We start from the raw sequence: 26970 nt of genomic DNA, 5'->3' as shown, positions 1-26970 counted from the left end.
AATTATTTCAATAAACTGTGTTAATTCCTTATTGTTCAATGCTTTTATTTAATAAAGGAGTAAGTTCCCCAGAATAATACACATGCAGCTTATGAAGCGCCCTAGTGCAGGCTGTATATAGCAGAAGCCTTTCCTCCTCACCGCAGTAATTTTCATTTCCTGCATTATAAATAAGCACAATATCAAACTCTAAACCTTTTGCAAGGAATGATGGTATAACAAGGGCGTCGTTTATATATTCGTCATCCTCCTTAGTTATACATTTGACTTCCTCCTTATCCTTTAAAAAGGAGAACAGCTCATTTGCTTCCTTAATTGTCCTCGTTATTATCCCAATGGACTTATAGCCTTCCGCCTTGTAGGTTTTTATATCTTTTAGAATTCTTTCCTTTATTGACTTTTCATCTGAAAAACCAAGAATTAAAGGCTTATCTCCACTTCTTTCTACATAATCTTCTGTAACTTCTTTATTTAGAATCCTTCTTGAGAATTCAGTAATCTCCATGGTGGATCTATAGCTTTTTGTAAGATTTATAATGCAGGTATTAGTTATGGGGAGTATGTGCTCAATATTACTATAGTCTCCTATATTCATAAATGGATTTATGGATTGGTTGAGGTCCCCAAGCATTGTTATGCTTGCACCCTTAAAAAGTAGATGAAAAATTTCATACTGCAGCGGTGTGTAATCTTGAGCCTCGTCAATTATAACATACTTTATTTCTGATGTTCTTGGAAGATCTCCTAAAGCTACCTTTAGATATAAAAGGGGCGATTGATCTTCATAATTAAGTAAATGTGAACTAAGGCTATCTAAAGTATAGTCTCTAATTTCAGGCTTTAAATCCTTAAAGAGCTTTTTATAAATATCTATTAAATTAAAGTGTGTTATGCTATTGATCTTATCATATATATCCTTCATTTCTTCATGAACTAAAGTAATACTTTTCTCGGTAACTTCCCTTTCTTCTATATAAGAGCCTGTGTTCCAAAACTCCTCATAGATTTCCTTTACACGTTCTTTTTCATAGGGCTTTAGGAGAAATAAAATTCTTTCCTTTAGTTTATTAAGTCTTCTTTTAAGTGGTAGATTTATATAATCCTTATAATACAGCTCTTTAAGATCTTTTGCAGATACTATTATTTTATCTTTAAAAACTATATCCACAAAGGCTCTGTCCTTTTTATCTATATACGCTATATAATTCTTTAGCTTAGTTAGAAATTCAAAAGATGCCTTGTATTTAATATTTATCATTCTTCTTTCATAGCTTTCAGACTTCTTTGAGCTTAGTATATATTCCATGAGATCAGTATAATTTTCCTTTATAAAGCTGCCACCTAGTGACTTATGCATATATTCTTTAAAGGTAGTCTGGTAGATGTTGTCTTCTCCAAGCTGTGGCAGTACGTTTGATATATAATCATTGAAAATTTCATTAGGCGAAAATATAACTATATTTTCAGCTGTTATTTCTTCTCGGTGCTTATAAAGAAGATAAGCTATTCTATGAAGAGCAATAGAGGTTTTCCCGCTTCCAGCTGGTCCCTGAACAATGAGGTTATTGTACTCTTCGTTTCGAATCACCTTATTTTGTTCTCTCTGAATAGTTGTTACTATGGCTTTCATCTTGCTGTCAGTACTCTTGCCTAATATTTCCTGAAGTATTTCATCATCTATTTTCAGGTTGCTGTCAAACATGTATTTAATTTCGCCCTTATTGATTTTGTATTGCCTTTTTAGGACAAGCTCTCCATCAATGATACCTTCAGGGCATTTATAACTTGCTTTTCCAATTTCATAATCATAAAACATGCTGGAAGCTGGGGCTCTCCAATCATATACAAGAAAATCAAGATTATCATTTACAAGGTTAGAGATTCCTATATAATACTTCTCGGCTTTCTCATCTCCTTCTTCGTGAAAATTAATTCTACCAAAATAAGGCGATTGAACTATTCTCTCGTATTTTTCCTGAAACCTTCTTGTAACTTCATGTTTTCTCTTTTCCATTTTCATTCTATCAATGAAGCTCATGAATTCTACTATCTGCTCCATTCCATTAGTTATGGAAACAGATCCTAGTTCCTGCCATAATTCCCTTTGTGTTTCAATACCTTCCTTTTTAAATCTGTCTTTATAATAAACTTTTTCATCCAGCTGCTTTTGAGCTTCTAGAAGAACCTTCTGAAGCCATTCATTTTCTTGTTTCCATTCAAAGTCGTTAATATTCATCATACATACGCCTCCCTTATAATGGGTATATCCAGTATAAATGCTTATTAAGTATACTGAAAAAAGACGTGATTTAACAGTCTGTAATTTACTTTTTATTTATGATATAATTAAGGTAGAGGGATGATGAATTCTTCTCCTCTATTCTTTATCTCAAATACCTTTGTACTTAAGGCTATATTTTTATCTGCAAATTCCTTAGTAACTTCAAAATCTTCTCTAAAATGCATTGGTATAAATGCTTTTGGAGCTAACTCCTTAATAAAATAATTTGGTCCAAGTGCAAAACTACCCTTAAGCCTTGAATCAACGGAAAAAAAGGCTGCATCTATTCTCTCTCCCTTTATTTTGTAAACCTCCTCTTTAAACTTCTTCTCCATGATTTTATTATCTTCATCACTTTCATCATACCAATCCCACCAATTTAAGTCTCCAGCATGAAAAATAGTGATTCCGTCCACCTTAATGAGAAAAGAAATTCCAATATCAGTTGATCCATAGGCTTTAATATATACATCCATAACTTGCAATTCTTCATAGGCAGAAATTTTTGTAATATCTAAAGCAGAATTTTCAGCTTTAATATCACTACTTAAAATATATTTAATCTTAGGATTAATTTTATTCCAATCAAAAATAAGTTTATTAAAATGATCTCCATGGCTATGAGAGCTAAAAACCAACACTTCCTTATTAGTTTCTAAATCCTCTCTGCCAATTACACCTTTGCTGCTGATTCTTTCTTTACCTTCTACAAAATCATTATAATAATCTAAAATTAAAACATAATTTTTAGTTTCTATTTTAAAACTGCTGTTATATAAATAATTTACCTTCATCCTATCCACCTCATTTAAAATTCTATATTAATATCTATTATTATATAATACTAATAAATTATCAATTTATTAGTTAGAAAATCTTACATATTGCCTTCTAAAATATTAATAATGAGCTATAATATTATTATTAGAATTTATAAATTGTAAAACAATTAATTAAAGTTATCTACAAAATAAAGGGATATGTATTTCTAATAACCAATAATTACTCTATACAATTAAGGAGGATATTGCATGAAGTTTAATTTTGACCATAATAACATAAATGTTTTAGACTTAGAAAAGAGTATTAACTTCTATAAGAAGGCTCTAGGCTTTGAAGTTGTGAGGATCCATGAACAGCCAGATAAAAGCTTTAAACTTGCCTTTCTTGGAGACAGTGCCACAAGCCATAAGTTAGAACTTACTTGGCTTAGAGACAGAACTGATCCTTATAATTTAGGTGATAATGAAATCCATCTTGCCGTGCGAGTTGACGATTTTGATGCAGCTTATGAACTACATAAAAATATGGGCTGCATATGCTACGAAAATAAGCCAATGGGTTTATACTTTGTCAATGATCCGGATGGATATTGGATAGAAATACTTCCAGGAAAACACGAGGTTAATAGATACTAAAAATATCAGCCCTATGCTTTATTATTTCTTCATAAATAATAAAGCATAGGGCTGTCATTTTATATTTCTTCTAATTCAAAAGCCAAGCTATCGTCTACAAATAATATAAAGTCAGTAATTGTTTCAAATTCTTTTCTGCTTAAGTTCTTGAAATTATTCGTAAGATAAAATACTATAACTTTCTTAAATATCTGACCTTCTTTAAAGCTAAGCTCTAATGGGTAGCTTCCTTGATCTTTGGAAATACTTTCCTCATACTTTACAGCAACTTTACCTTTTAGGCTTTTTAAAGTTGATATTTCCTCATCACCATAAAATACAGACCAAATTCCATAGTTAACTGCCTCACCTAAAATTGAATTTAAAAGCTTTAAATTATCCTTAATTACTCCAAATCTTATATTTATCATCTGTTCTATTCCTTCCTATCATACAATAATCAATCGTAAGTTTATTATATTATAATCCTCCTTAGCTAAATACATATAGAATAATTTTATTTTACATCTAATGATATTCACTTTAAATTGATATTATCTGTTCATTAGTTATTATATTTCAAAAAAGGATATAGCAATTATAATATATACTGCTAAAAGCTGAATGCCTTCAAGCCAATTTGATTCCCCATCATTTGCTACTCGATTTGCTATAAATACTGAAACAATTAATGCTATTAGCTCAAATTCATTAAATATAATGCTCATAGGCTTAAATAGAAGACTTAAGAATATAAGTACCGGGGCTACAAATAATATTATTTGAAGACTTGATCCAATTGCAATTTCTACTGCCACGTCCATTTTGTTTTTAAGCGCCATCAATACTGCTGTGCTGTGTTCAGCTGCATTTCCTATTATGGGAATTAAAATTATACCTACAAAGAATTCACTTAAGCCTATGCTTTTCGTCATTGGTTCTACTGCACTTACTAAAAATTCACTTTCAATTGCTATTATTACAGTAGCAATAACTAATACTAAAATTGCACTTTTAAGAGACCAGGAAGCTCTACTTTCCTCCTCGTGATCAACAGAATATATGTCCTTATGGGTAAAAAATGAAAAATAAAGACTTAATAAATATATTACAAACATTACTAGTGCAACTGCAACACTAAGTGATTCATATTTAGTATTTAAGAGTTCCTTATTTACTGTATGAGTAAATATAGCTGGAACACTTAATCCTATAACTGCGAATAAAAGCATGCTGGAGCTAACCTCAACAACCTTTTTGTTGAACTTTTGAACCTTATGGTGAATACCCCCTATAAACATACTTGCCCCTAAAACTAGCAATATATTTCCGATTACAGAGCCTGCTACAGACGCCTTAACTACATCAAAAAGACCTGCCTTCAGTGCAAAAATAGATATTATTAGCTCAGTTGCATTTCCAAAGGTTGCATTTAGAAAGCCTCCGATCTTAGGTCCGGAATAAAAGGATATTTCTTCAGTGGCTTCTCCCATTAGTCCTGCCAAAGGAACAATTGCAAGTGCAGAAAAAATAAATACCAGGGTAGGGGATAAATGGATTAGCTCCGCTAAAATGCTTATAGGAATAAAAATAAGTAAATATCTCAAAAACTTCAAAATAACTGCCCCCTTATTAAGTTAAAATATACCATTATTATACTATAATTACGGATTTTTAAACCTATAATATTTTTTATTATTAATTATTTATTCATAAAGTTGTCACCTTATTGCAATATAATGATTTTAATATGATAGCATAAAGTAAAAAGTTTTAGGAGTTGAAATATATGAGTGAGGAAATTAAAAGAGAAGTTTTCAATAATGAAACAATAGATAATACTGAAATAGAAAAAGAAAATAACAGCAGTAATACAGATGTAAAAGGTGAAAAAAATATTACTAGCAATGAGCTTAAAGAGCCTAAGCACGAGGATGTAAGTAAGGTAAAAATTTGTACAATATTAAAACAAAGATTTAAAAATTCCAGTCCTTTTTTTAAAAGAGCAATACCTCTAATAATAGTGGCTATTGTCTGCTTTGGAGCAGGTCTAATAGCTGGAAGAGAAATAGATAGACATAATATGGGAAGAGTTACGATAAACAGAAAGGGCATGTTTAAACAGATGCCTAATGGCAAATTTAATGGTGGTAATTTTAATATGAGACCCTTTAACAACAACAATAATAATAGCAATAATAATAATCAGAAGAATGCTGTACCACCGTCCTCCAATAGTCAGCCCCAATAAAAGATTTCACATATACTAACTATATCATGTAGTTATCCCATAAAAGAGTTTTCATTAAACCCCTCATTAAATTAAAATATATTAATTTTATTGCAGTAAGACCTAACAATTTTTTAAATTGTTAGGTCTTACTGTTTAAAGTATAAAATTAAACTAAAATTTTTAATTAGTGTGCCATTCCAAAAATAGCGCCGGATATAAAAGGAATGAGCCAAATAATCCAAACCATAATGCTAAACTTATGAAATTCAAGCTTCATTTTCTCATCGTTTTTAAGTAAAACAACTGTTGCCCATAGAACATGGAATAGCATAAGTACAATAGCTGACATTCCTGTAATTCCGTGGAAACTAAGATCAAAGCCATCTTTTGCAATTTTAAACATTAAGGCTGTTCCTAATGTATCACAGACAAGTCCACACCAGAAAATTATAACATGCCATAGTTTTAATTTGCCTTGCCTTTTCTCACTCCAAACACCAAATGTATAAAAAATAAGAGCTAAAGTAATAGATGAAGCAGCATAAACTAACATTTAAATTCCTCCTTTTGCACTTGTTCATTAAAATCATGAACTATGTTCATTTTGATGTATTTTAAAATCATATCTTTCAAGATATGATTTAATTTAATATTTCTTTAATAAATTTCTCAAAAGTAGAATATTGAAAAAAAGGCATTTGATTCATGGCTACAAAATTCATTAAAATAAACTTTGCAGTTTCTTTTGCTTCAAACTTGAGTTTAATATTCTTACTGGCTTCCTCTTTTAAAAGCAGAGTTTCAATTTCATTAATCAGCTTTTCCATATAAATTAATTCTTTTTCAATACCGCTCTTTACATAATCTGGATTTTCATAAAGTTCGGGCTTTAGCCATTCAGCTTTAAATCTACTAATAAATCCACTTAACTCAATAAAAGTCTTATTTAGCTTTAAATAGAATTCATCTTCAGAATTAATTATAACATGAATTACCTTAAAGTACTCTTGCCAGTAATCAACCATCATTGCGAGAATTAGTTCCTTTTTAGTAGGGTAGTAATTGTAAATGGTACCAAGGGCAATATCACAGGACTTTGCAATAGCTCTCATATTTAACTTTGAATAGCCTTCCCTGCTTAAAATTTCCTTTGCCTTATTTAAAATTATCTCCTGTAAATTATCAATTATCTTTGACAAACTTAAACACCTCATGATCCATATGAACTATGTTCATTATATAATCTTTTAGTAATACTGTCAATATAATTATATAATATTTTTTAAATAATTTGTGAATATTATAGCTGTTTTTTGGTTTACATACTATCAAATTTTATCTATGGAATATATTGACTTTCAACTTTTAAAACAGTATTCCCTTGTAAATAAATATAACATAGTTTTGGATAACTTTTATTATTTACTGCCAATTTAAAGCTATCATAATCCACAGCTTTATTTGTAATATCATCACCATTATTACTTACCATAAAACCTAATAAACTTAGCGAAGCACTGTCATCTATTGCATAATTTATGAGTCCTTTATTTTCATTTACTATATAATAATCATCTAATACTGAATACTGACCATTTTCAAATATAGCATTTCCATCTTTTTTAGCTGCTTCTACTGCTTCCTTACCGGTAAGAAACCTCACGTCATCAAAGCTTAAAAACTTTTTTTATTACTCTCATATACCTTTGATATATAACCTATACGCTTTTGTGCTGTTTCCTTACTAGCTGAGGATATACTACTTACAGTTGAAGCCTTAAGTGTTTTAAAATCAATTAAAATTGCACTGATTGTTAGCAATACCGAAAGCAATATTACCGAAAAGAAAGTATATGATTTTTTACACATTGTAGTTATTTTAATATCCATAAAAATCCTCCCTTCTATACTTATTAATATACTAATAATATTGTTGACAAAAATAAAAAAACAGAAACCTTAATAATTAAAGTTTCTGTAAATTTTTTATTCCTTTTTTGGCTTATTTAACTTTTTATGTTTCTTAGCAATAGAATATCCAAACTTTCCTAAAGGCTTATTATTTAAGGCAAAATACTCACCATGTGAATAGGCAATTAAATTAGCTTTTTCCAAATGAATTTTATCCCTGCTGTCAATAACAGCCTCATCAACTGAAACTGAGACAACTTCTGCAAGGAACAAATCATGACTTCCTAAAGGCGTAATATTTTTAACTTTACATTCTATATTTATTGGGCATGCTTCTAGTGAAGGAACTAAAACCTTTTTTGAAGCTTCTAGTTTTAAACCTAATTTTTCTATTTTGTCTAGCTTCCTGCCTGAAACCACTCCGCAATAGTCAAGAAGCTTCGTCATGGAGGTTGTAGGAAGATTAACCACAAACTCCATAGTTTCTTTTATATATTCATAGGACAATCTTTCAGGTCTTATGGAAACAGTTATCATTGGTGGCCTAGTGCAAGCTGTCCCAATCCAGCCAACGGTAAATACATTTGTTTTTCCAGCTTTATTTTGAGTAGTTATAAGCACTGCAGGTACTGGGTTTAAAATTGCGCTGCCTTTAAAACTTCTTTTAGTCATTGTTTAATCCTCTCCATCTAATAGCTATCTTATAATGCAGCTAATTAAATACTTTTCTAATTTATTCTAAAACCCAGCTGATAATATATTCATAATTATCGTTTGGCTCTTTAATACTTGGCTCTAGCTCTTTAAATTTGCCAAATATGCCTGCTTCCTTTAAAACTAAGTCAAAATGACACATAGCTATTCCCATATCTATTCTCTGCATATCAAAGCCTAAAGAATTTGAATAGCCCTTAGCATGATAAAGATAAAAATGAAAAGTGCTTTTATCCTTTACTAATCTCCATGGCTGCTTATTTGATGCTGAAGGTGCTAATCTCAGCATCTCTAAAGCATCTTTAAAGTTCCCACCTTCCTCAGGTGTAAGCTTTTTATCAAAGCTGCCATCAAAGAAGATATCTACCCAATTTCTTCTATTACTTGAACCTGCTGCTTTTCTCATAAGCTTTTCAACAATGCTTTTACTTTCTGACTTATAGCCAATGGGGCTAATAATAGGTAAAATCTCACCTTCCTCAAGCTTCATAGCCTTTGAAAATTCACCTTTTTTAAAAGTACCACCCAGCCAGCAGGTACCTATTCCAAGTGATGTTGCATATAAAATAATCCTTTCAAGTTTATAACCGAGCTCCTCTAAGTTAAACTCCCCCGGGCCTACTGCAGAAGCTATAAATGATGAAGCTCCTTTTATTACACCATAGGTACCAAGCTTGATATTATCATTTATCGCAGCAGCATTATCAACAATTTTAAAGCGTGTGCTTCCGGTAAAAGGAGCATCTATAGTATTTATGTAGTTATCTAAATTCTTCTTTTCCTTCTCATCTAATGCTTTTGGATCATATGTTCTAATGGATGTTCTAGCTTTAATTATTTCTGTTATTGGTTTACTAAAATATTGCATTGTACTCATATGTACATCCCCTTATATTAATAAAACTTTTATTCCTTTCACAATAGTATTATAGCAGATTGTTTAATGACTAGAACAAATATTAATGAATATTAATATTTTACTATCTGAATAAACAAAAACCAATACTAATTAAATAAGAAAGTGGTAAAGGAAAATTCACCTTACCACATAATAAACATATATATGACGCTTATTGCTTTAATTTTAAATAAAAGTAATTATGCTCATCAGTTATCATATTAAAGTTTCCACTTTCCCACCTATCTAATATGTTAAAAATGTATTCTCTATCATTGTAACCCATTTTATTTACAATGACTCTAATAGAATCAAGTTTCTCTTTGCTAATCTTAATATTAGTTTCATTATTTGCTATTCCGTTCATTATATCACTGGCAATATTTTTCATATTATCATATATAATTAGCTCGCTATTAATATTTAAAGGCTGTTCCTGAGTTATTCCAAACACTGTTTTATCAGTTTCACTATGTGATCTAACGTAGAGCTTCTCACCGATATTAAAGGAAATTGAAAATAAGGCTGTAAAAGCTGCTAAAACACATACAATAAATTTAAATCTCGTTGACTTAAGTATCCTAAGCAAATTGTTCTTTATCATATTTACCACTCCGAATCATTATTAGCTGAATATAAGCATCTTATGCAGCATGAAGAAAAAATATCCAGTTTTCTGATGGCTATAAATTTAAGTTAAGCTGCTTATATATAATAAATTTTGCCTAAATGGTGGTAAAATATACAATTTGATTTTTTATTACTCTTTATAAATTATCCTTAACTATAGTCTTTTAAAGTTCTATCCATTTAGAACCTTTATTGTTGCTCTCTACAACCGCATGAATAAAATTTACACCTTCTCTGCCATCACTTACACTTGGAAAATCTAAATCATCTTCAGTAATCATTTCATTATTTTCTTTCTTTAAGATAGCCTCTATTACTGCTTGATATATATTTGCAAATGCAATCATAAGTCCTTCTGGATGGCCTGATGGTATACGATTTATCAGTGCAGCACGCCCATTTATATATCCCATTCCTCTATTATAAATTTGCATGGGCTGCCCTTTTTTTGTTACAAAAAGATAGTTTGGATCTTCCTGTTTCCATTCAATGGCTCCCTCTGTTCCAAAAATACGAATTACTAAACCATTGGCATGACCTATACATACTTGAGAGCAGCTGAATACACCATGTGCACCATTGTCAAACTCAACAAGCATATTAGCATTCATATCCAATTCATGACCATAGGTATCAAGCACCGCTGCTACCTTTACTGGTTTCAGTCCTGTTACGTAAGACACTGTGTTCTCAATATGGGTTCCAATATCACCAACGCAGTTTGAAATACCTGAAAACTTAGTATCCATGCGCCATACAGATAACTTTTTTGTGCTTCCATTACCGGTTCCTATTTCATCAATAAGCCATTCCTGCAAATATTCAGCATTAATGTTTACTACCTTACCTATATACCCGTCCTTAACTAATTTCCTAGCCTGTTTAACCATAGCATATCCTGAATAGGTGTAGGTAACACCAAAGAATAGATTCTTCTCCTTAGTGAGTTTCTCTAGTTCCACTGCCTGTTTTCTTGTTAAGCAGAGGGGTTTCTCACATACAACATTGATTCCATGCTCTAGGAAGGTCTTTGCCACTTCATAATGAGTAGCATTAGGTGTTACTATAGATACAAAATCTATTTTGTCTTCTCTTAAAAATTCTTTCTCTGCCATTTCTATATAACTTTTGTATACTCTATCCTTTTCTAAATTATAGAAATCGGCACATTCTTGGTTCTTATTTTCATGGGAACTAAAGCAGCCAGCAGTTAAAACTGCCCTTTCATCTATAGCAATAGCACGTCTGTGTACGCCGCCGATAAATGCGCCTAAGTCACCGCCTACCATACCATAACGCAATTTCAATCTTCTCATTTTTCTTCTCCCTTTAATTTGCTATCGCATTATCAAACTTAAAATCAGAAGGTTTAAAATCAATTTTTTTAACAAATTCAGCTGCTTCCTGAGCTCCATATTCCCGTTCCATTCCACTATCCTCCCACTCAACTGAAAGAGGTCCCTGATAGTTGTAGGAATTTAGCACGCGAATGATTTCTTCAAAATTGACATCACCATGACCTAAAGAGCGAAAGTTCCATCCTCTTCTTAAGTCTCCAAAATCTATATGTGATCCAAGTAGTCCAGCTTTCCCATCAAGGGTAACTGCTGCATCCTTCATATGTACATGGTATATCCTATCTATAAAATCTCTAAGAAAGAGATGAGGGGTAATTCCCTGCCAAATAAGATGACTTGGGTCAAAATTAATACCGAATTCAGGCCTATCTGCAAACTTCTCTAATAATCTCTTAGTAGAGTAATAATCAAAAGCTATTTCCCCAGGATGTACTTCTAGGGCAAATTTGATTCCATTCTTTTTAATTACATCTAAAATTGGAACCCATAAATCGTATATCTCCTGAAAACCATCTTCAATTATTTCTTCCGTAGTTTGGGGGAAAGAATACATATACTTCCAGATTGGAGAACCAGTAAAACCTGTAATAACAGAACAACCTAGCCTTTTTGCAGCAACCGCGCAATATTTCATAGTCTCAATTGCCCATTCTCGGATTTCATGCGGCTTGTCTGCTAATTCTGGTGGAGCGAAATTATTTAGCCTTGGATCGTTGTAATCACCTACACACTGTCCTATTATATGTGTTGCTAATGCTTCCATTCTTAATCCATATTTATTCAGTACATCTAATACTTCTTTTACATAAGTATCATCTGCTGCAGCCCTTTTGGGATCTAGGTGCTTCCCCCAGCAGGCCATTTCCAGACCTTCATAGCCCATAGCCTTTGCCTTTTGGCACATTGTTTCAATATCTAAATCAGCCCACTGACATGTCATAATAGTTAATAATCTTTCCATTTTAACCCTCCTTATATTTTTATGTGTTAGAACGCCTTTTAATCATCTGTAGGCCTACTGCAATTAGTAAAATAATCCCTTTTACTGAATCATTCAATAATGCATTCATGCCCAAAGCAGTTATAATCTTATCAATAATCGTAAATGACATGGTACCAAATATAATACCTGTTATCCTTCCCTTTCCACCAGCCATACTAATTCCACCAATAACTACTGCTGAGATAGCATATAACTCGAAATTTTTTCCCGAAGTTGCTGGATCAAATGAAGTATCCTTTGCAATTTTTAGGAAAGCAGCTAGTCCAACCAAAAGGCCACAAATGATAAATACAAGTATTCTTGTCCAATCTACATTAACTCCTGCAAGTTTCGCTGCACGCTCATTGCTTCCAATAGCATATACTTTTTTTCCAAACTTCATAGAAGTGGTTAAGTAAATAACCATTATTCCTGCTATTAAAAAGACTATTGCTATATTAGAAATTGTTAAAACACTTCCATTCCCAAAGCTAAACAGGCTGTTATAGCTGACCTTTGCAGCATCAATCCTATATCTTGTTTCGCCCATTTCATTCATCATATACTGAGAAATGGAACGAAATATTAACATAGTTGCAAGAGTAACTATAAAGGATGGCATCTTTAATTTACCTACCAAAAGGCCATTAATAAAGCCGCAGATAATCCCAAGTAAGACAGCACATATAACTGTCAAAAAAATGCTGCCCGAAATATTATAAAAAACGATTGTAATACCGCCTATTAGTACAAAGGAGGAACCAACAGATAAATCAATATCCCCTGTAAGCACTATAAGTCCCATACCAAGTGCAATTGTTCCCAATATTGCACTATGTAATAAAATGTTTGTAATACTAGTCCAGGTTGTCTCTTTTCCATTAACAATCAAAAATGCTATAAAGATAGCAATAAAAATTATAATATAGTTGTAATTTAGCCAAATAAATTTAAATATTCTATTAACATTTAATTCTTTATCTGCTTTGGGTGCTAACTTTTGGGGTGATTTGCTTTCTTCAGACATTTTGAACCTCCTTAGCTAATTATTTTTATAGACGGCATTGGTAGCATAAAGCATTACTGTTTCTTCGTTAATCTCCGAATGGTTTAATTCCACAGCTATTTTGCCATGATAGAATACAATACATCTATCAGCAATTTTTTGAATTTCCGGTACCTCCAGTGTATTAACGATTATGCTTTTACCAGCCTTAGATAAATCTAATATTAATTTATAAATCTCGCTTTTTGCACCAACATCAATTCCCTGAGTAGGATTATCAAAAAGTATTATATCTGTCTGAATATTTAACCATCGTGCCAAAATAGCCTTCTGCATATTTCCTCCAGATAAACTTGTAATAAAGGCATTAGGGTATGAAGCTTTAATATTCAGCAATTTTTTGAATTCATGATACTTTTTAATTTGTTGATTTTTAAAAATATGCTGCTGTTTATAATGAATACTTTGTTCAGAAATAAATATATTCTCAAGCAAAGTCATATCAGGAATAATAGAATTTTCTTTTCTGTTTGCTGGAACCATTGCAATATGATTTAACATTGAACTATGAATTTTGCTATGTTTTAGTTCCTTACCATTAATAGATATGCATCCTTTCTCAGCCTTTAAAACTCCAAAAATTGTCTGCAATACTTCAGAGCACCCTGCACCTTGCAGCCCTGTAAATCCAATTATTTCTCCCCTTCTTATTGAAAAACTGATATCTGAAAATCCCATTCCTGATAGGTTTTTTATTTCTAAGACATTCTCCCCGAGAATCCTCTCCTCATACATTTCGCCTGCATTATAGCTCTCTCCTACCATTAGCTTGGTTACTTTCTCAGGTGTAGTGTCCTTAATATTTCCACTTTTAATAAGCAGCCCATTTCTGAGAATTGTATATCTATCAGCTATTTGGAAAATCTCAGGCATTTTATGAGATATAAAAACAAAAGACTTACCCTTATTTTTTAGGTTTTCAATGATTTTAAATAAAATTGAAATTTCTTCAGTATTAAGTGCCGTAGTAGGCTCATCCAGTATTATTAACTTAGCATCAGAATACAGAGCTTTTGCAATCTCCAAAAGCTGTTTCTTACTTGTATCCAAATCATCAGCTAAAACAGTTGGGTTAATATCAACACCTAAGCTCTGCATTAGTTCTCTTGTCTCTTTAATCATTTCCTTTTTCTTTAACTTTCCATATCTAGTTGTAAGTTCTTTTCCTAAAAATAGATTCTCGAATACCTTTAAGTCATTAATTATATTTAGTTCCTGATGGACAAATGCTATACCTGCATCTTCAACATCTTTTATTGAAGCATTATTTAACTTGTTTCCATTAAAATAAACTTCTCCATTATCCTTTTCATATACACCAGCAAGTAAATTCATTAGTGTGGATTTACCTGCGCCATTTTCACCGAGTAATGCATGGACTTCGCCGATTTTTACATCAAAGGATACGTTTTCTAATACTCTGACTCCATAAAAGGATTTACTCATATTGGTCATTCTTAACAATTCCATATGATTTCACCTACGCAATAAAATTTCTATGAAGCATCTATCAGAATAAGCTCTTATATCTGATAAAATGCTTCATAGTCCTTCATCCTTCTAATTTATTACTTTTAATTATAGGTTCCAAATGGTTTGAAGTTATTAACATTATCCTTATCAACAACACTTACTGGAATTACATAATCTTGTTTAATATTTGTTGCTCCACCTAAGTAATCAACCATAACTTTAATTGCTTCTTGAATCATAGCAGGGTCATAAGTTACTGAGAAAAGATCATAGCTAGTAGGCCTCTTAATTGTTTTATGAGTATCCTTTAATACTGCATACATTTCAGCAAGACCTGAAGATGCCGATAAAGTCTTTAATTGCCCTAGGAATGCCGCTTTTTTAGTTGCATCCAATGCAGAACCATTTAACGATTCTAATACACCCATTGCAATTTCATCATCATGTGTATAGATCCATATCTTCTTAGAAGTATCACATTGAGAACTTGCAAACCAAGATTCAAATAGTTCCTTGCCCTTATCCCTACTCCATCCAGTAGCTGGAGATTTTACAACAACTGCATTAATTTCAGCATCTGTCCAGCCCTGCTCTTTAAGATAAGCTCTAAAACCATTAGATCTTAGCTCTGGTACTGAAGAATTATCACCTATCATTTCATATACATAATCATTTTTGCTTAAGCCATTTTTAATAAACCTCTTAGCAGTTTCATAACCTATTCCTTTGTTATCACCCTTTACATTTGCAACAACCTTTGCATCAATAGCTGAACTTGAGATAACTCTATCATATTGTACAAAGGGAACCTTTGCTGCTGCAATTTTCTCCAATGTAGCTTGAAGTCCGTTGTCATATGGAAGAATAACTATACCAGCTAATTTCCCGGAATCAGCAAGTAAATCATCCACCTGCTGAATTTGATTTTCTACATCCTTTGCCGCATAGACCTTAACAGTATACTTATTCTTTAATGAAGCATCTGCATTTAATTCCTTTGCCTTTTCCTGTGCATAAGTAAGAACTGCACCTGTCCATCCATGGTCAGCACTTGGCACCATAACAGCAATTTCTTTTATCCCTCCTGTTTTACCATTTCCTGAACTACCATCATTACTATTTTTCCCACTGCTATTGGAGCAGCCTAAAAGCATACTTGACATAGCTAGTGCTAGAGCTAATGATAATGCAACAAGCTTACGTGTTTTAAATCTTTTCATTACTTTTCCCCCTTTTCATTTAATTAAAAATTAGGACAACTTACTTATAGTAATTTATATGTAAGAATGTAACGCTATATAACTGAGTAAATTTTTAAAATACTATAATATTCTTTTGATTAACGTTATTCTATCCTTGTGTTACATTGGGCTGCATCCATGTAACAACATATCTACTTAAAGTGTTTATTGATTTTTAGACATAAAAAAGCCCTTTAATTCCTTAAGAATTAAAGGGCTTTTTATTTAACTTACTGAACCTTATCCACCATAGTGAAATCAGAGCTTAAATTTTGAACATCAGCCTTCCAAGACTTTGATTTGTAAACTTTAAAATCTGTAGTTTCTGCCATGACCGAAACTCCAGGCAAGTCGTCTATGATTTTCATGCCTTTTTCTACTCCTAGTACAAAGGTTACCTTTGTAAGGGTGTCAGCAAGCATATTAGCATCTGGAGTAGTACTATCTATAATAATGGTATCACTCATAACCCCTGCTTCAGCAGGGTAGCCAGTAAATGGATTTAAGATATGATGATATCTTTTACCATCCTTTATAAAATATCTTTCATAATCACCTGAAGTTGAAAGTGCTGATTCTGGGAGTTTAATAATACCTAAATATCCTTCACTTTTATCCTTTCTAGGATGCTGAATGGCAACTGACCATAGTGAACCATCTGGCTTTTGTCCCATTGTATAAATAGAACTTCCACCTAGGTTTATTAATGCATTTTTAATACCGTACTTTTTAAATACCTTAATAACTTCATCAGCAGTAAAACCTTTAGCTATACCACCAAGATCTATTGCCATACCTTCCTTCATTAGCTTTACGCTGCTGTCCTTTTCATTTATGCTTATATTTTTATAACCTACAAGTGGCAATAATGCCTTTATTTCTGAATCTGCAGGAAGTCTTTCACTGGAAGTCCCTATACCCCAAAGTTTAATAAGCGGACCTACAGATATATCAAAGGCTCCATCACTTAATTTAGAAAACTTTAAAGCTGTATTTAACATTTTAATTATTTCAGGATGAACCTTTACATAATCCTTACCAGATGCTTTATTTATAAGGCTAACATCACTTGTTGCTATATTAGCACTAGACATTTGCTCTATTTCATCTATTCTTTTGTAAGCTGCGTCTATAGCTGCATTAGCATTTGTGCCATATACCTTTAAGTCCATAACAGTATCCATCTTCAGTGCTTGTTTTTCTACTGGAGTGGTAGTATCTTTATTAGTGCTGCTACTACTATTTGAACACGCCACCATAGGAACAACTAACATTACACTCATTATTATAGCAAGTACTTTCTTAAACATCATATCCTCCTAGGTTTTAAAAATTACATTTTAGTCTATAGTTAATATTTTAACTTATTATACACATATTTCATAGGTCAATTTTAAATTTTTGACATGTTATTTTATTAGCTTAATAAGCCTTATTAAATCGCTGAATAAACCATAACCTGTTTGCTGTATTTCAGGATCGTGCTCAATAACTGTAAGCTTGCCCATTAAGTCTGTATCAATGGTTAATACTGAGGATGTACCACTTATTCCTGCAAAAATTTCATCCTTTTCTATTTCCTTGGGACTAACCTCTCCGATAATCTTTCCATTTTTAAATTTTGCCTCGCAAATTAGTTTAATTACCTTCCCAGCATCCTGTGCCATTTTAATATCTTCATAAGAAACATTTTGAATTCCCTGCCTCTTTATATTTAAGGGGGTAACCTCTCCCTCCATGAGCACATTTATTAAGGCTGATAGCTTAGCCGCTGCATCAAAGCCTTCAATATCCATAGTTGGGTCAGCTTCTACAAATCCTTTTCTTTTCCCTTCTTCTATAGCCTCATTAAAGCTATTACCTTTTTTCATTTCCTCAAGTACAAAATTAGTTGTGGTGTTTAATATGCCTTTTAAGCCAGTAATTTTGCACGTTGGCAGGTTATTTTCAACCAAATTAAATATTGGCGTTCCATCCATTACAGCAGTTTCATGTAAAAAGGCAACGCCCTGCTTTATTGAAAGCTCCTTTAATTCTTTATATTTCCAAGCAACTGGGCCTTTGTTTGCCGTAATAATATGTTTTTTTCTATTTAAAGCTGAAGTAATATTATGAATTGCTGGCTCCCCTGAAAAAATATTAAGGGTTGTAATTTCCATAAGAACGTCGTAGTCTGCCTTTAAAAGGATATCCTCTGTGCTGCAGCTCTTATAGGCTTTCCATGCTTTATCAAAGTATCCTTCCTGCTCAATATCTCTTAATGCTTTTCTTAAGTCAATTCCATCATCATCAATTAAATTGCCCCTGATTAAAGTAGTTATGGCAGTGACCTTTACATCAAAGTCATAGCCTTTTCTAATTTCCTCTTGTTTCTCTATTAATAGCTTTGCAAAGGCTCTACCTGCATTTCCAAAGCCAAACATTGCTATTTTTAAAGTTTTCATACTCTCACCTCATGTATAATTCTACCATTAAGTATACACTGTACTGCAGAGTTTATCAAAAAATATTATGGTCTATTGAAGTTTAACTACCCATGCATTCTTTATATATTTCTCAATTATTACTCTGGATAAGTTAACCCAACTTTTACATTCATCAAGGATTATAGAATCTGCTGTAACCACTCCCTTTAATTTTGATAAGATTACATCAGCATTAGGTACAAGCTCAACTTCAACGGTAATATCGCTTGAAATGAGTATTTCTATAATCTTAGTTTTAAGTCTTCCTGAATTTGAAACTGGTGCATCAAGAAAAAACTTTACACCTCTTACTCCTAATTCAATTAGTATTTGTTTTATAAGTATAATTGCCTTATCTGTTTTATCAATAAGTCTGTAGGTTCCTCGTAAGCCAGCTAAATCTCTTATAACTTCATCATTTCCTTGTATTAGTAAACCACCTGATAATGCAACTTCAAGAGTTATTATAAGATTAAAACCATCAATGTTAATATAATTATCCCTTAAAGCTCCAGGAGCAATAAGCTTTTCACTTCTTATTATGCACTGGTTATCAGAGGCTGTAGCTCTCTGCAATGCAGCTCTTTGACGGGAGGAAAACTGATAATGTCCACCAATGAAATCAATAACAGAACTACTTTTATACCCTCTGTTAAGCAGCCATTTAACTTCTTCCTGTGCTTTTCTAAGTTTCCACATCACTTCCACAGAAAACCATCTATAATCCTCTTCATCAAAGCCACGCTTTGTTTCCTTTATCACTTTACTCTCATCTATAGTCATCATTCTCTCTCCCTTTATATTTATTTGAAATTTTAAATAGCTGAATTAATTATATGTAGATTTTTTATTACTATAATTGTAAAATATAGTTATATATTTTTTTATATAATTTACATTGGAGGACTCATGAATAACTTAGCTTTACAAACAGCCTGGCAGGCACACAGTCACCAAAAACGTAAAGGTACTGAAATACCCTATGTAATTCATCCTATTGAGGTAGCCATTATTTTAATTGAAAATGGCGCTGAAGAAGATTTAATTACTGCAGGCCTTCTTCACGATACCCTAGAAGATACAAATATAACTAAAGAATATATCGAACAAAATTTCGGCAAGCATGTATTAAATCTTGTTATTGGTGCTTCGGAGCCATATAAACTTGAAACAAATACAAGACTTAGTCTTGAAGAAGAAATAGATTCCTGGAAAGTTAGAAAGACTCATACTATTAATTTTATAGCAATTGCACCATTAGAAATTAAGCTCTTAACCTGTGCTGATAAATTAAGCAATATTAGAAGTATGGTAAGAGATTATAACTTAATTGGAAACGAGCTTTGGAAAAAATTCAATGCTGGCGCTGGTGATCAAAAATGGTATTATGAAGAACTTACAAAAAGCTTATGTGGACTTTCAACGTATAAGTTGTATGAAGAATTTGCCTCTTTAGTAAGAGACCTTTTTAACTCAAAAGAAGTACTTGCCTTTATAAGAAGCTAATATTTATATATTATTTCATAGTATTGGGGATGTAAACATGAATGACATTGAGAATTTAGAAGCTGCAGAACTTTCATATTTTTATATTATTAATTACACAGCTGCAGAAAAAGAACTATGCATGATGGAGATGAAGTATCTCTTTAATATTATTCCTTTAAATAAGCACTTTTTTTCTTTCCATTATGTAATTCCCTCTAGAAGTGCCTTTATAAAGCAGTGTATCTCTATAATTTATTCCTGCGGCAGTTTGGAGGAATTAATAGAACAAATTTTAGAGGACAATTTTTCCTCAGAAAACTTTAAAGTCCGTTATATTAACTTTGAGGAGAACAACATTTCCTATGAACAAAGGCGAAGAATAGAATATAACATTGGCTACAAAATAAATGGAGAAGCTGACGTTCACGAACCTGAAGTAGTTTTTGGAGTGGTAAATATTAATGGTAAATGGATATTTGGCGTGCTTGAAGATAACAAAAACACCTGGGATAAACATAATCACAAGCTCTATAGTTATTCAAATGCTCTAAATGTAAGAGTTGCCAGGGCATTAGTGAACATAGCCTCGGGAAATAATAAGAACTTAAGGCTAGTTGATCCTTGCTGTGGCATAGGAACTGTGGTTATTGAAGCATTATCTATGGGGTTAAATATAAGGGGTTATGAGTTAAATCCTATGATAGCGGATAATGCAAAGAGAAATCTTGACTTCTTCGGCTATGAGGATGTCATTACTAATGGCGACATGCACGAAATAAAAGATAAATATGATGCAGCTATAGTAGATTTACCCTATGGAGTGTTTACTCCAGTAACCCTAAAGCAACAGCTGGATATAATAAAATCTGCAAGAAAAATTGCTCATAAGGCTATTTTAATAACTTTCGAAAATATGGAACATTACTTTGAGGAAGCAGGCTTTAAAATTGTAGATAGGTGCATTATTGCTAAAGGTACTTTTATAAGATACATTACTGTGTGCAAATAATAATGTGCCACAGGGACGCTTCTTGTGGCACATCTTACTATCTAATACTTATTTCTTTGCTTGTAAAAATGTTTCATTAAAGTAAAAGGGGTAGACAATCAGCCTACCTTTACTTTCCTTACCATCCAAAAAAGTCTTCTGCTGCCCCTATTATTATATCCTTAAATGGTAATTCAACATCTACAGCAGAAGAAATACCCTTAAGTGTATTTTCATTAAAATGTACCATTATTCTCATTACATCATCATCATAATAATATTTGCAAAAGTATATTTGAGCTTTATCCATAACGAAGGAAAAATCTATAGTTGAATCAATATTGATCTATATAGCATAAAAAAAGGAGACATTTCTAATGTCCCCTTGTCGCTCCTCTTTCGCTGTTTAACAGCTTTTATGAAGCATTATATCTAATATTATTTTATCAGCTTCCAAGGTACCTTGATTTCCAAGTCTGCATAAATTATCAATAGTTCTTTCAGGATCATTTTCTATAATTCCATCAGTAGCTTCTATTGATATTCCTTGATTAGCTAAAATTGCACACTGCATTGCTGCATTAGTACAAGTTGAAACCTTTAAAGCACAGCCTGCCTTTGCGCCATCGCAAAGCATTCCAGTAACATTTCCCAGCATGTTTTGAATAGCTGATTTTACTTCTTTTACCTGTCCACCTAGGAGGTATACTATACCGCAGCTTGCTCCTGTTGCTGCAATAGTGGCTCCACAGAGAGCTGAAAGTCTTCCAAATTTAGACTTAATATATATAGTTACTAAATGACTTAAAGTTACCGCCCTTATAAGCCTTTCCTCCGAGTAATCAAGTTTTTCCCATACTGCAACTACAGGAAGCGTAGCTGTAATTCCTTGATTACCACTGCCTGAATTACTCATAACATTTAAACTGCAGCCTGCCATTCTAGCGTCAGAGCCTGCAGAGGTAAGGGCCATTGCATAATTTGTTAGATCATCTGATATAAGTCCTTTATCAATTTGGCTAATTATAGTTTTCCCAACCTGTAGTCCAAATGAATTTTCAAGTCCATACATCCCAATTTTTTTGTTTAATTCTATACTTCTTTTAACTATACCCAATTTATCTGTCTCTACTTTATTAATAAAGTTCCATATGGAATCTATATTAACAGCTTTTATATCAAGCTCAACTTCATTTATAGTAAAATTATCTTTAATATTTTTTATAATCACACCATCAACTTCAATAGTGGAAATATTAGTATGATTGTCTTCAATAATAACTCGAGCTGTTGATGCCTCAGTTTGAACGACAACTTCTATATAAAGCTTTTTAGATGAGTCAGCTACATTTACTGATACCGTTCCGCCTTTAATCATCGTCTTTGCATTTTCTATATCCTCTTTAGTAAGCCCATTTAAAACCTCAAGATTTTTATCAGCATCCTTCGCTAGAGAACCAAGGGCTGCAGCAAGATTTATTCCACTACTGCCGGTACCGGGTATGCTTACAGACATTGCATTTTTAATAACGTTTCCGCTTGCAAATACCTTAAGATCAATTACCTTTTCCCCTTTTACATGCTTTCTTGCTGTGGCTGCCGCAAGTGCAATAGCAATAGGCTCCGTACAGCCTAAGGCAACTACTAATTCTTTATTAAGTAACTCAAAGAAAATACTTTGATCCATAACTTCTCCCCCATAAATATAAACTTTATTAAAATTTCCTATTAATATTATAAACGTTTGCAAACAGCATGTCCAATATTGGCTGCTTCTGCTTTAGACCCTTTGACCTTATAGAAAAAACTGCGGACTTTATATGTGCCAGCAGTTTTACAAACTATCTCTTACTTGGCATTAAATTTATGCAGTAGATGTAACTGATACTAATGATATAAATAGGAGCATCCAACCTATTAACTTAAGCTTTTAAGTTTCTCCCAAAGCTCAGCATACTTTTTCTTTAAATTTACTATTTTAAATGTATTTTTGTCTACAAAAGCTTGAACTGTCTTGCCCTTTGCTAATAGCTTGCTATCTGCTTCTCTAATTACATTATACTGTAGGATTACCTTAACTGGGCTTAACTCCTCCATAGTAGTTTCCACTATAAGCCTATCTGAATATTTTGCCCCTTCGTAATACTTACATTGTGTTTCCACTAGAGGCATCATTACTCCAGCATCTTCCATGTCCTTATATTTAATAGAAGCTCCCATAATAAAGTCTTCTCTTGCAGCTTCGAAATAAACATAATAATTTGAATGATGCACTATTCCCATTTGGTCTGTTTCTGCATATCTTACCGTTATTTTTGATTCACTCTTAAACATTATTTAACCCTCCTTAATAGTTGAATCAGTGATATTTCTACTGTAGGTGACGAAAATATGTCCTTTGCGCCTACTTATATAGTATTAAGCCTGCTATACCTGCAGCTATAGTTAAAAGTACCGGATCTGCTTTATACTTAAATGATGCTAAGACTACTACAGCAAAAATAATTAGGCTTTTATAATCTATAAATGATCCTGATGATACAAGTAATGGAGCTGCAGCCATTAAGCCAATTGTAGCTGGTATTAGTCCTATAAATATATATTTTACATATTTATTATCTCTAAATTTAATAAAAAACCTTGTAAATATAAGCATTATTATAAATGTGGGAAGGACAACACCTAAAGTTGCTAGTGTACTACCTAAAATTCCGCCTGCTTTATAACCTACATAGGTAGCTCCATTAATTGCTATAGGACCTGGTGTAGCTTGAGAAACAGCGACTAAATCAGTAAATTCACTAGAAGTTAGCCATCCATTGCTGTTAACTGCTTCCTGCCTTATAAGCGGAAGGATTGCATTTCCACCCCCAAAACTAAATAATCCAATTTTTAAGAATACATATAAAACCTTTATGTATACATTCATTATTTTACTTTCCTTTCTTTAATAATTCCATAAGATAAGCCCCCAATAGCTGAGGCCATAATTATAAAGACAGGATTTACATTTAAAAATACAATTAATAGAACAGTAAATATAGGAATAAAAATTGTCTTTTTAGTAAGATCAGAATTTTTCGCAATTCTAAAAACTGGTACGGCTATTAAAGCAACCACAGCTGGTCTTATTCCTAAAAAAATCCTTTGAACAATTGCACTATCTTTTACTCCCATATAATAAATTGCAAAGACTAAAATTACTATAAATGCTGTTAGAATACAACCTATTACAGCTGCAATACTACCAAATATTCCACCTATTTTATATCCTACAAATACTGCTGTGTCAACGGCAATAGGTCCTGGAGCAGATTGACCAAGAGCAAGCAGCTCAACAAACTCTTTTCTGTCTATCCAGCCTTTTTTATCAACTACTTCCTTTTCAATAAGTGGGATCATTGCATATCCGCCTCCTATTGTAAAAGTACCAATTTTTAAAAAAACTAAAAATATTTCTATTAAAATTCTCAATATAATTCACCTCAAAAGCTTCTAATAAAAAACTTCAATATTATTATAGCAAAACTAGTAGTTAATATCCAATATTGAACATGCCTAAATAAACGCTCCAGTACCACGCTCCCATTTAAAAATAACTCGCAACCCATTTCATACATGCCGCCTAAATTGTGCTATAATTTATAACATGAAATATTTTTACAATACAATAGGGGGTCTTAAAATGAATTTATATGAAAAAGTAGAGGAAAATTTAAAAAAGCTTTGTGAGGAATGTAATTTTTATGGTACAAGCCAATGTGTACCTTCAAAGTGTAATATAGGGTTTGCAGCAAATGCTATAAAGGCTGCAAAAAATAACGAACAACAAACAATAAGCGACGGCATAAAATTAATACCGCAAAACGACATGAAGGTATATGATGAAAACTTAATTGCAAAGAGTATTGCAAGTGTTTGTAAATTGTGTAAAGAATGTAAGGGAAGCCATAGTGAGAACTGCATTGTTGCCTTAAGCAGAAGATCTATAGAAAGAACACATTTAAGAGAAGATGTAGCTTATCCTGGAAACATATTGATGTATCTAGTAAATGTGGCAAAGCAAGACCCTGATTTTTCAGATAAAATAAGAGCCGAATATACTGAATTAAATAAAGAAGCTACAAGAGAAATAACTGTAGATAAATCTGTAATCTCTCAAAAGTCTCCTATACCAGTAGAACTTAAGAAGGGAGAAACTTATTTTTGGTGTACATGCGGCAAAAGCAGTAATCAGCCATTTTGCAATGGGGCACATATAGGTACCTTCTTTCAACCTTTAGAATTCATAGCTCAAAAGGATGGTACTGAGTATCTATGTGCTTGTAAGCACACCAAAACCCCTCCATATTGTGATGGATCACACAAAAATCTATAATATGAATCTTTACATGTTACTTATAGTACTATGAATAAAAAAATCGCTGAAGAGTCTTATTTGTATTTCTCTCAGCGATTTCTTTTAATTGTTTTGTATCATAAGACCTTAAGTTTTTAGAACTACATAAAACTATGCATCTAGTTTTTATCAAGCTATTTATAGACTAATTATCCTCTGCAGCAATCTCATTTAAATTTATTACCTTATCTTTAAGCCAATTCTTTCCTTCTACTATTCTAGTAATCATCATTGCACAAACTGCGTTGCCAGTAGAATTTAAAAGTGTAGCAGGTGCATCTATTATAGTACTGATGACAGCTATTATAGGCAGAACCTCTGGTGGGAAGCCGTATACACTTAATATTAGCATTTCTCCAATCATTCCTCCACCTGGAATGGCTGCCATAACAGCACCTACCAAGTAAGCTACAAATATTATTCCAACTATGGCACTGAAGCTATGCATGTCCTTTCCATAAAGTCCATATAAGAAGGTTATTTTCATAACTCCTCCAATTACAGAGCCATCCTTATGGGTGTTAGCTCCAAGCGGTACTACTGTTTCTGAAATATCATCTGGAACACCCATTTTTTTTGTATATTCAAGATTTATAGGAATACACGCAGCGCTTGAACAAGTAGCTAAGGCAGTGATTGAAGGTGTTATTACATTTCTCCAATATATTAAAATTCCATCTTTTCCAGCAGCCAAATAAGCATAAACCGTGAGTATTACAAAATATAAAATTACTGAAAGTACTAAATATAAAATAAATACTCTTAAGTACCCCTGCAAAATTTGAGTTCCTAGTTGTCCAATAACCGAAGCAAAGTAACATCCAAGTCCAACAGGAGCATAATACATGATTATATTAACCATTTTCATCATAACCTCTGAACCCGCCTTTAGGAATCTTGCAACTGGTTCAGCCTTTTCACGCACTAAAGCTGTTGATACTCCAAATAATAGTGAAAATACAATTAGCTGCAGCATATTTTTTCTAGAAAATACATTTATAAAGTCCGAAACAGTAAATGTGTTTACAATTTGCTGAAGCGCTCCTACTTTTTCTGCACTTTGGGAATCACTTGCCTGTGACATAAGCTTTTGAATTGTACCATGATCTATACCCTTTGTAGGATCTGCTATTAATGCTCCTATTACTCCAAGAATAGCAGCAAGTAAAGCCGTTAAGGTGAACACTAAAACTACACTTCCTAAAATTCTTCCTAGTCTTTTCATACTTACCATATTAGCAATAGCTGATGATACACTAAAAAATACAAGAGGTACTATAATTGTAAACATTAAGTTTAGAAAAAGATTACCAAAGGGTTCAAGTACCGATGCCTTAGGTCCTGATATGACTCCAATAATTCCTCCTATGATAATAGAGCCAAGCAAAATAATTGAAGTTTTATAAGTTTTTAATATTTCCATTTCCCCACCTCAATCTATAATTA

The 26970-nt window shown here is 32.4% G+C and carries 30 protein-coding genes; 5 read left to right on the top strand and 25 right to left on the bottom strand.

Annotated elements, in window-relative coordinates; translation table 11 throughout:
• Window positions 1-28: 28 nt before the first annotated feature.
• Both helD and ACJDUG_RS12135 read right to left on the bottom strand, forming a co-directional pair.
• A complete protein-coding gene (gene helD / locus ACJDUG_RS12140) occupies window positions 29-2236 on the bottom strand; it encodes an RNA polymerase recycling motor HelD (protein WP_406770172.1) in 2208 nt (735 codons plus the stop codon).
• Window positions 2237-2346: 110 nt separating this feature from the next.
• A complete protein-coding gene (locus tag ACJDUG_RS12135) occupies window positions 2347-3075 on the bottom strand; it encodes an MBL fold metallo-hydrolase (protein WP_406770142.1) in 729 nt (242 codons plus the stop codon).
• Window positions 3076-3312: 237 nt separating this feature from the next.
• Here ACJDUG_RS12135 and ACJDUG_RS12130 point away from each other — a divergent pair, with 237 nt between their 5' ends.
• Window positions 3313-3699: a VOC family protein gene (locus tag ACJDUG_RS12130; RefSeq protein WP_406770141.1), complete on the top strand. Its 387-nt coding sequence runs from the start codon at window positions 3313-3315 to the stop codon at window positions 3697-3699.
• A 59-nt stretch (window positions 3700-3758) separates the two neighbouring features.
• Here the strand turns inward: ACJDUG_RS12130 and ACJDUG_RS12125 are convergent, their stop codons facing one another.
• Window positions 3759-4109: a hypothetical protein gene (locus tag ACJDUG_RS12125; RefSeq protein WP_406770140.1), complete on the bottom strand. Its 351-nt coding sequence runs from the start codon at window positions 4107-4109 to the stop codon at window positions 3759-3761.
• A 141-nt stretch (window positions 4110-4250) separates the two neighbouring features.
• Window positions 4251-5294 carry a calcium/proton exchanger gene (cax, locus tag ACJDUG_RS12120; RefSeq protein WP_406770139.1) on the bottom strand — a complete coding sequence of 348 codons (1044 nt, stop codon included), beginning with the start codon at window positions 5292-5294 and terminating at the stop codon, window positions 4251-4253.
• A 173-nt stretch (window positions 5295-5467) separates the two neighbouring features.
• On the opposite strand from cax, the gene ACJDUG_RS12115 reads away from it, so the two are divergent.
• Window positions 5468-5929, top strand: coding sequence for a hypothetical protein (locus ACJDUG_RS12115; protein ID WP_406770138.1), 462 nt, complete (start codon window positions 5468-5470; stop codon window positions 5927-5929).
• Window positions 5930-6095: 166 nt separating this feature from the next.
• Here the strand turns inward: ACJDUG_RS12115 and ACJDUG_RS12110 are convergent, their stop codons facing one another.
• The 15 genes from ACJDUG_RS12110 to ACJDUG_RS12040 all read right to left on the bottom strand — a co-directional run bounded on the left by ACJDUG_RS12110 (window position 6096) and on the right by ACJDUG_RS12040 (window position 19435).
• A complete protein-coding gene (locus ACJDUG_RS12110; protein ID WP_406770137.1) occupies window positions 6096-6464 on the bottom strand; it encodes an HsmA family protein in 369 nt (122 codons plus the stop codon).
• An 88-nt stretch (window positions 6465-6552) separates the two neighbouring features.
• Window positions 6553-7110, bottom strand: coding sequence for a TetR/AcrR family transcriptional regulator (locus tag ACJDUG_RS12105; RefSeq protein ID WP_406770136.1), 558 nt, complete (start codon window positions 7108-7110; stop codon window positions 6553-6555).
• A 140-nt stretch (window positions 7111-7250) separates the two neighbouring features.
• Window positions 7251-7574 (bottom strand): hypothetical protein, encoded by a 324-nt coding sequence (locus tag ACJDUG_RS12100; protein WP_406770135.1) that lies wholly within the window; start codon window positions 7572-7574, stop codon window positions 7251-7253.
• 11 nt (window positions 7575-7585) lie between these two features.
• Window positions 7586-7801 (bottom strand): hypothetical protein, encoded by a 216-nt coding sequence (locus tag ACJDUG_RS12095; protein WP_406770134.1) that lies wholly within the window; start codon window positions 7799-7801, stop codon window positions 7586-7588.
• A gap of 96 nt (window positions 7802-7897) precedes the next feature.
• Window positions 7898-8494: a flavin reductase family protein gene (locus ACJDUG_RS12090; RefSeq protein WP_406770133.1), complete on the bottom strand. Its 597-nt coding sequence runs from the start codon at window positions 8492-8494 to the stop codon at window positions 7898-7900.
• A gap of 61 nt (window positions 8495-8555) precedes the next feature.
• Window positions 8556-9413: a nitroreductase family protein gene (locus ACJDUG_RS12085; RefSeq protein WP_406770132.1), complete on the bottom strand. Its 858-nt coding sequence runs from the start codon at window positions 9411-9413 to the stop codon at window positions 8556-8558.
• A 193-nt stretch (window positions 9414-9606) separates the two neighbouring features.
• Window positions 9607-10038: a DUF6241 domain-containing protein gene (locus tag ACJDUG_RS12080; RefSeq protein ID WP_406770131.1), complete on the bottom strand. Its 432-nt coding sequence runs from the start codon at window positions 10036-10038 to the stop codon at window positions 9607-9609.
• 190 nt (window positions 10039-10228) lie between these two features.
• Window positions 10229-11380 carry a Gfo/Idh/MocA family protein gene (locus tag ACJDUG_RS12075; RefSeq protein ID WP_406770130.1) on the bottom strand — a complete coding sequence of 384 codons (1152 nt, stop codon included), beginning with the start codon at window positions 11378-11380 and terminating at the stop codon, window positions 10229-10231.
• A gap of 13 nt (window positions 11381-11393) precedes the next feature.
• Window positions 11394-12383, bottom strand: coding sequence for a sugar phosphate isomerase/epimerase family protein (locus ACJDUG_RS12070; RefSeq protein ID WP_406770129.1), 990 nt, complete (start codon window positions 12381-12383; stop codon window positions 11394-11396).
• A 19-nt stretch (window positions 12384-12402) separates the two neighbouring features.
• A complete protein-coding gene (locus ACJDUG_RS12065; protein WP_406770128.1) occupies window positions 12403-13431 on the bottom strand; it encodes an ABC transporter permease in 1029 nt (342 codons plus the stop codon).
• 15 nt (window positions 13432-13446) lie between these two features.
• Entirely contained in the window at window positions 13447-14940 is a 1494-nt protein-coding gene (locus tag ACJDUG_RS12060; protein ID WP_406770127.1) for a sugar ABC transporter ATP-binding protein, read from the bottom strand.
• A gap of 104 nt (window positions 14941-15044) precedes the next feature.
• On the bottom strand, window positions 15045-16163 hold the full coding sequence (locus ACJDUG_RS12055; RefSeq protein WP_406770126.1) for a substrate-binding domain-containing protein: 1119 nt from the start codon (window positions 16161-16163) through the stop codon (window positions 15045-15047).
• Window positions 16164-16414: 251 nt separating this feature from the next.
• Entirely contained in the window at window positions 16415-17494 is a 1080-nt protein-coding gene (locus ACJDUG_RS12050) for an FAD:protein FMN transferase (RefSeq protein WP_406770125.1), read from the bottom strand.
• A gap of 99 nt (window positions 17495-17593) precedes the next feature.
• Window positions 17594-18628, bottom strand: a complete 1035-nt coding sequence (locus ACJDUG_RS12045; protein ID WP_406770124.1) for a hypothetical protein — start codon at window positions 18626-18628, stop codon at window positions 17594-17596.
• Between the two features lie 72 nt (window positions 18629-18700).
• Window positions 18701-19435 (bottom strand): DUF434 domain-containing protein, encoded by a 735-nt coding sequence (locus ACJDUG_RS12040; RefSeq protein ID WP_406770123.1) that lies wholly within the window; start codon window positions 19433-19435, stop codon window positions 18701-18703.
• Between the two features lie 123 nt (window positions 19436-19558).
• Between ACJDUG_RS12040 and ACJDUG_RS12035 the strand changes: the two genes are divergently transcribed.
• Window positions 19559-20155 (top strand): HD domain-containing protein, encoded by a 597-nt coding sequence (locus ACJDUG_RS12035; protein WP_406770122.1) that lies wholly within the window; start codon window positions 19559-19561, stop codon window positions 20153-20155.
• Between the two features lie 37 nt (window positions 20156-20192).
• Window positions 20193-21146: a TRM11 family SAM-dependent methyltransferase gene (locus tag ACJDUG_RS12030; protein ID WP_406770121.1), complete on the top strand. Its 954-nt coding sequence runs from the start codon at window positions 20193-20195 to the stop codon at window positions 21144-21146.
• Between the two features lie 118 nt (window positions 21147-21264).
• On the opposite strand, the gene ACJDUG_RS12025 is transcribed toward ACJDUG_RS12030, so the two are convergent.
• The 5 genes from ACJDUG_RS12025 to ACJDUG_RS12005 form a co-directional block, all read right to left on the bottom strand.
• Window positions 21265-21435: a hypothetical protein gene (locus ACJDUG_RS12025; protein ID WP_406770120.1), complete on the bottom strand. Its 171-nt coding sequence runs from the start codon at window positions 21433-21435 to the stop codon at window positions 21265-21267.
• Between the two features lie 96 nt (window positions 21436-21531).
• The gene (locus ACJDUG_RS12020; protein WP_406770119.1) at window positions 21532-22812 is read right to left on the bottom strand and encodes an L-cysteine desulfidase family protein; all 1281 of its coding nucleotides are present in this window, start codon (window positions 22810-22812) and stop codon (window positions 21532-21534) included.
• 230 nt (window positions 22813-23042) lie between these two features.
• Window positions 23043-23459 carry an acyl-CoA thioesterase gene (locus ACJDUG_RS12015; protein ID WP_406770118.1) on the bottom strand — a complete coding sequence of 139 codons (417 nt, stop codon included), beginning with the start codon at window positions 23457-23459 and terminating at the stop codon, window positions 23043-23045.
• A gap of 70 nt (window positions 23460-23529) precedes the next feature.
• A complete protein-coding gene (locus ACJDUG_RS12010; protein WP_406770117.1) occupies window positions 23530-24054 on the bottom strand; it encodes a chromate transporter in 525 nt (174 codons plus the stop codon).
• Window positions 24054-24599, bottom strand: a complete 546-nt coding sequence (locus tag ACJDUG_RS12005) for a chromate transporter (protein WP_406770116.1) — start codon at window positions 24597-24599, stop codon at window positions 24054-24056. The genes ACJDUG_RS12010 and ACJDUG_RS12005 overlap by 1 nt, the downstream gene beginning before the upstream one ends.
• 211 nt (window positions 24600-24810) lie before the next feature.
• Between ACJDUG_RS12005 and ACJDUG_RS12000 the strand changes: the two genes are divergently transcribed.
• Window positions 24811-25503 carry a CDGSH iron-sulfur domain-containing protein gene (locus ACJDUG_RS12000; protein WP_406770115.1) on the top strand — a complete coding sequence of 231 codons (693 nt, stop codon included), beginning with the start codon at window positions 24811-24813 and terminating at the stop codon, window positions 25501-25503.
• A 166-nt stretch (window positions 25504-25669) separates the two neighbouring features.
• On the opposite strand, the gene ACJDUG_RS11995 is transcribed toward ACJDUG_RS12000, so the two are convergent.
• Window positions 25670-26947 (bottom strand): dicarboxylate/amino acid:cation symporter, encoded by a 1278-nt coding sequence (locus ACJDUG_RS11995; RefSeq protein WP_406770114.1) that lies wholly within the window; start codon window positions 26945-26947, stop codon window positions 25670-25672.
• Window positions 26948-26970 lie beyond the last annotated feature (23 nt).

The organism is Candidatus Clostridium stratigraminis (assembly GCF_045310675.1).
GTDB classification, from domain to species: domain Bacteria; phylum Bacillota; class Clostridia; order Clostridiales; family Clostridiaceae; genus Clostridium_AT; species Clostridium_AT stratigraminis.
The sequence above is the reverse complement of the archived record's forward strand: the minus strand, read 5'-3'. Positions and strand labels throughout refer to the sequence as shown.

Bases quoted from the DNA above. Each gene is read 5' to 3' on its own strand.
- ACJDUG_RS12110 (WP_406770137.1), bottom strand. From the start codon at position 6,464: ATGTTAGTTTATGCTGCTTCATCTATTACTTTAGCTCTTATTTTTTAT.
- ACJDUG_RS12035 (WP_406770122.1), top strand. From the start codon at position 19,559: ATGAATAACTTAGCTTTACAAACAGCCTGGCAGGCACACAGTCACCAA.
- ACJDUG_RS12090 (WP_406770133.1), bottom strand. From the start codon at position 8,494: ATGACTAAAAGAAGTTTTAAAGGCAGCGCAATTTTAAACCCAGTACCT.
- ACJDUG_RS12135 (WP_406770142.1), bottom strand. From the start codon at position 3,075: ATGAAGGTAAATTATTTATATAACAGCAGTTTTAAAATAGAAACTAAA.
- ACJDUG_RS12080 (WP_406770131.1), bottom strand. From the start codon at position 10,038: ATGATAAAGAACAATTTGCTTAGGATACTTAAGTCAACGAGATTTAAA.
- ACJDUG_RS12045 (WP_406770124.1), bottom strand. From the start codon at position 18,628: ATGAAAACTTTAAAAATAGCAATGTTTGGCTTTGGAAATGCAGGTAGA.
- ACJDUG_RS12065 (WP_406770128.1), bottom strand. From the start codon at position 13,431: ATGTCTGAAGAAAGCAAATCACCCCAAAAGTTAGCACCCAAAGCAGAT.
- helD (WP_406770172.1), bottom strand. From the start codon at position 2,236: ATGAATATTAACGACTTTGAATGGAAACAAGAAAATGAATGGCTTCAG.
- ACJDUG_RS12125 (WP_406770140.1), bottom strand. From the start codon at position 4,109: ATGATAAATATAAGATTTGGAGTAATTAAGGATAATTTAAAGCTTTTA.
- ACJDUG_RS12030 (WP_406770121.1), top strand. From the start codon at position 20,193: ATGAATGACATTGAGAATTTAGAAGCTGCAGAACTTTCATATTTTTAT.
- ACJDUG_RS12060 (WP_406770127.1), bottom strand. From the start codon at position 14,940: ATGGAATTGTTAAGAATGACCAATATGAGTAAATCCTTTTATGGAGTC.
- ACJDUG_RS12055 (WP_406770126.1), bottom strand. From the start codon at position 16,163: ATGAAAAGATTTAAAACACGTAAGCTTGTTGCATTATCATTAGCTCTA.
- ACJDUG_RS12000 (WP_406770115.1), top strand. From the start codon at position 24,811: ATGAATTTATATGAAAAAGTAGAGGAAAATTTAAAAAAGCTTTGTGAG.
- ACJDUG_RS11995 (WP_406770114.1), bottom strand. From the start codon at position 26,947: ATGGAAATATTAAAAACTTATAAAACTTCAATTATTTTGCTTGGCTCT.
- ACJDUG_RS12020 (WP_406770119.1), bottom strand. From the start codon at position 22,812: ATGGATCAAAGTATTTTCTTTGAGTTACTTAATAAAGAATTAGTAGTT.
- ACJDUG_RS12085 (WP_406770132.1), bottom strand. From the start codon at position 9,413: ATGAGTACAATGCAATATTTTAGTAAACCAATAACAGAAATAATTAAA.
- ACJDUG_RS12025 (WP_406770120.1), bottom strand. From the start codon at position 21,435: ATGGATAAAGCTCAAATATACTTTTGCAAATATTATTATGATGATGAT.
- ACJDUG_RS12040 (WP_406770123.1), bottom strand. From the start codon at position 19,435: ATGATGACTATAGATGAGAGTAAAGTGATAAAGGAAACAAAGCGTGGC.
- ACJDUG_RS12070 (WP_406770129.1), bottom strand. From the start codon at position 12,383: ATGGAAAGATTATTAACTATTATGACATGTCAGTGGGCTGATTTAGAT.
- ACJDUG_RS12015 (WP_406770118.1), bottom strand. From the start codon at position 23,459: ATGTTTAAGAGTGAATCAAAAATAACGGTAAGATATGCAGAAACAGAC.
- ACJDUG_RS12130 (WP_406770141.1), top strand. From the start codon at position 3,313: ATGAAGTTTAATTTTGACCATAATAACATAAATGTTTTAGACTTAGAA.
- ACJDUG_RS12115 (WP_406770138.1), top strand. From the start codon at position 5,468: ATGAGTGAGGAAATTAAAAGAGAAGTTTTCAATAATGAAACAATAGAT.
- ACJDUG_RS12050 (WP_406770125.1), bottom strand. From the start codon at position 17,494: ATGTTTAAGAAAGTACTTGCTATAATAATGAGTGTAATGTTAGTTGTT.
- ACJDUG_RS12010 (WP_406770117.1), bottom strand. From the start codon at position 24,054: ATGAATGTATACATAAAGGTTTTATATGTATTCTTAAAAATTGGATTA.
- ACJDUG_RS12075 (WP_406770130.1), bottom strand. From the start codon at position 11,380: ATGAGAAGATTGAAATTGCGTTATGGTATGGTAGGCGGTGACTTAGGC.
- ACJDUG_RS12095 (WP_406770134.1), bottom strand. From the start codon at position 7,801: ATGGATATTAAAATAACTACAATGTGTAAAAAATCATATACTTTCTTT.